This is a genomic window from Mesorhizobium sp. M7A.F.Ca.CA.004.12.1.1 (genome assembly GCF_003997835.1).
Classification (GTDB): domain Bacteria; phylum Pseudomonadota; class Alphaproteobacteria; order Rhizobiales; family Rhizobiaceae; genus Mesorhizobium.
Genome location: NZ_RZRK01000803.1, coordinates 1 through 2735, shown reverse-complemented (window position 1 = coordinate 2735; position 2735 = coordinate 1). Strand labels below are relative to the sequence as shown.

The following is a 2735-nucleotide window of genomic DNA, read 5'->3' as shown; positions in this document are numbered from 1 at the left end:
CGCCTGAGGAAAGCTATGTCTCCGACGCGCTGGTGGCGCTTGGCGACTATTTGCGCACGGGCATTCCCGGCAGCCCGGTCGCCGAGAACGAGGTGGCGGCCCAGGAATATTACATGCGCGCCGCCGCCAACTACCGCAATCCGAACGCGCAGTTCGAGATGGGGCAGATGTTCTTGAAGGGCGAGGGCGGCGTGAAGGCCAGTGTCAAGCAGGCCGGGCGCTGGTTCCAACTCGCCGCCGAGAAAGGCCATGCCGGCGCCCAGGCGACACTGGGCCATTTGTTGTTCCAGAGCGGCAAGATCGTTCGCGGCCTGGCGATGATGACGGCAGCGCTCGAACGCGCTTCGCCGGCTGACCAGCCCTGGATCCGCGGCATGCAGGAAGAGGCATTTGCCACCGCCGGCGAGGCCGACCGCCGCACCGCCATCTCGCTGGCCGATGATATCCTCACCAAGGGCAACAACGCGGACCAGTAGTCTCGCGGCTGCGTCAGCTTCACCAGCAGCACTCGATTTCGATCGCGATCAGTTCTCGATCGGCTCCGTCGGCACCATGCTGGGCGCCGGCGTCGAGATCGGCGTGACATGGGGGTGTGGCGCCAAGGTGTTTTCCGGGCAGCTATCCCCGATCTTCGTCCACGATGTGTTGTTGAGCACCATGTCGCAGCGGGCCAGATGGCTCCGGTCGGCAACCGTCAGGCAGGCGACCTGGCCAAGCTGGTAGGATTTTCCATTGGCCAAGCATTCCTGGTCGGCAAATGCCGCACCGGGAGCGGCCATGGCAAATGCCAGGCCGATCGGACAAAGATGAAATCGTGTGCTCATGGAACCCCAGCCGCCATGCTGGACCGCAATGAACGGCGCGAAATGTGGCGATATGAGGTCCAGCGCCTGCGTGCCCGGCGAGGTTCTCTCAGGCCGGCTGAAGCGCGAGATCGATCGCCACCGGGACGTGATCGGACGGTTTTTCCCAGGCGCGCACGTGCTTTTCGATCGACGCGGAAGAAAACCGGTTGGCGGCTTCCGGCGACAAAAGCAGGTGGTCGATGCGGATGCCGTTGTTCTTCTGCCAGGCGCCGGCCTGATAGTCCCAGAACGTGTAGGTGTCGTGCGCGTCGGTGACCGCGCGCACCGCCTCGGTGAAACCAAGGTTGAGCAGCCGGCGGAAGGCTTGTCGCGTCTGCGGCTGGAACAGGGCGTCGCCCAGCCAGTTCTCCGGAAACCGCGCGTCGATCCGCTCGGGAATCACGTTGTAGTCGCCGGCGAGCACCAGGGCCTCCTCAAGTCTCAGCCGTTCTTCGGCCCAGCGCTCCAGCCGCGCCATCCAGGACAGCTTGTAAGGAAACTTCTTCTCGTCATCGATCGGATTGCCGTTCGGCAGATAGAGCGAGGCGACGCGCAAGGCGCCCTTGTCGGTCGAGAAAACGCCTTCGATGAAACGCGCCTGTTCATCGGCATCGTCGCCGGGCAGGCCCCGGATGACTTCGTCGAAGCGCAGCTTCGACAACAGGGCCACGCCGTTGAAACCCTTCTGGCCATGGGTTTCGACATTGTAGCCAAGCGCCTCGATCTCGGCGCGCGGGAATTGCTCGTCGACGGTCTTGATCTCCTGCAGGCAGACGATGTCGGGTGCGCTCTCGGTCAGCCAATGGGTGAGATTGCCAATGCGGGCGCGGACACCGTTGATGTTCCAGGTGACGATTTTCATGGCGGTCTCGATGCTATTCAGTTGGATTCTTGCGGCGGATGGCGTTCGACGAGGCCAATCGTATTGCCAGCCGGGTCCTTTAGGAAGGCCATCCATTCGCTTTCCCCCGCTGGACCGAACTGGCCCTCCGTGTCGCGATGGACAAGTGTTGGCGGCGCGGTGAAGGGTACGCCTGCCGCGACCGCAGAGGCATGGAAGTCGTCGAGGCCGGATATGTCGAGATAGACGGTTCCGGCCGGTATGCCGTCAGTGAACAGCAGCCTGATATCGCCGGCCATGATGAAGGCGATGCCCGGCGGATCGAAGCGCGCATGAACCGCCATGCCGAGCACGTCGCGCCAGAAAGCCAGCGTGGTGTCGAGATCACGGCCAGCCGACAGCGCGATCTGACGGATCGCACTAATGGCAGGCATTCTATATGGAGAAACTCGTGCCGCAGCCGCAGGAGGCGACGGCGTTCGGATTGCGGATCTGGAACGACTGGCCCATCAGATCGTCGACGAAATCGATCACAGAGCCGCCCATATAGACCAGCGACAGGTCGTCGATCAGCACGGTGGCGCCGTCCTTCTCGATGGCGACGTCGTCGTCGTTGCGCGTATCGACCAGGTCGAACTTGTAGGAGAAGCCCGAGCAGCCGCCGCCTTCGACCGACACGCGCAGCGCCGTCTTGCCGGCCTCGTTCGAGACAATCCTGGCGATCCGCCTGGCGGCGGCCTCGGTCATATCGACTTTCATGGCAGTCTTGGCATCAGCGCCCATGGGCGTCACCTTGCTTTCGGTTTCACATGATAGGTATGAAGCGCGAGGGGCCAAGTCAACCTGGCTAAGTCAACTGCGGCAGCATCAGCCATGACCAACGAGTTGGGCGACATCGGATTCGGCTATCGGCCGCGCGCCGCCTATGCCTGCGATCCGGCAAAGTCGCGCGGGCGGCTGTTCGACGAGGTGGAAAGCCCGACCCGCACGCCATTCCAGCGTGACCGTGACCGCATCATCCATTCGACGGCCTTCCGGCGGCTCAAGCA

The 2735-nt window shown here is 63.2% G+C and carries 5 protein-coding genes and 1 pseudogene; 2 read left to right on the top strand and 4 right to left on the bottom strand.

Annotation, left to right across the window (positions count from 1 at the left end; genetic code table 11):
- Positions 1-476 (top strand): tetratricopeptide repeat protein (locus EN984_RS29875; RefSeq protein ID WP_164765739.1); only part of this gene is annotated, 476 nt, incomplete at its 5' end.
- Positions 477-524: 48 nt separating this feature from the next.
- On the opposite strand, the gene EN984_RS29870 is transcribed toward EN984_RS29875, so the two are convergent.
- The 4 genes from EN984_RS29870 to erpA form a co-directional block, all read right to left on the bottom strand.
- Positions 525-824, bottom strand: coding sequence for a hypothetical protein (locus EN984_RS29870; RefSeq protein ID WP_127270688.1), 300 nt, complete (start codon positions 822-824; stop codon positions 525-527).
- 88 nt (positions 825-912) lie between these two features.
- Complete coding sequence (gene xth / locus EN984_RS29865; RefSeq protein ID WP_127270660.1) at positions 913-1707, bottom strand: exodeoxyribonuclease III; 795 nt, start codon at positions 1705-1707, stop codon at positions 913-915.
- Positions 1708-1724: 17 nt separating this feature from the next.
- Positions 1725-2120, bottom strand: coding sequence for a VOC family protein (locus EN984_RS29860; RefSeq protein ID WP_127270658.1), 396 nt, complete (start codon positions 2118-2120; stop codon positions 1725-1727).
- A gap of 1 nt (position 2121) precedes the next feature.
- A complete protein-coding gene (gene erpA / locus EN984_RS29855) occupies positions 2122-2469 on the bottom strand; it encodes an iron-sulfur cluster insertion protein ErpA (RefSeq protein ID WP_127270656.1) in 348 nt (115 codons plus the stop codon).
- A gap of 90 nt (positions 2470-2559) precedes the next feature.
- Between erpA and EN984_RS39060 the strand changes: the two are divergent.
- Positions 2560-2735 (top strand): annotated as a pseudogene (locus tag EN984_RS39060) (deoxyguanosinetriphosphate triphosphohydrolase); the annotation flags it as partial.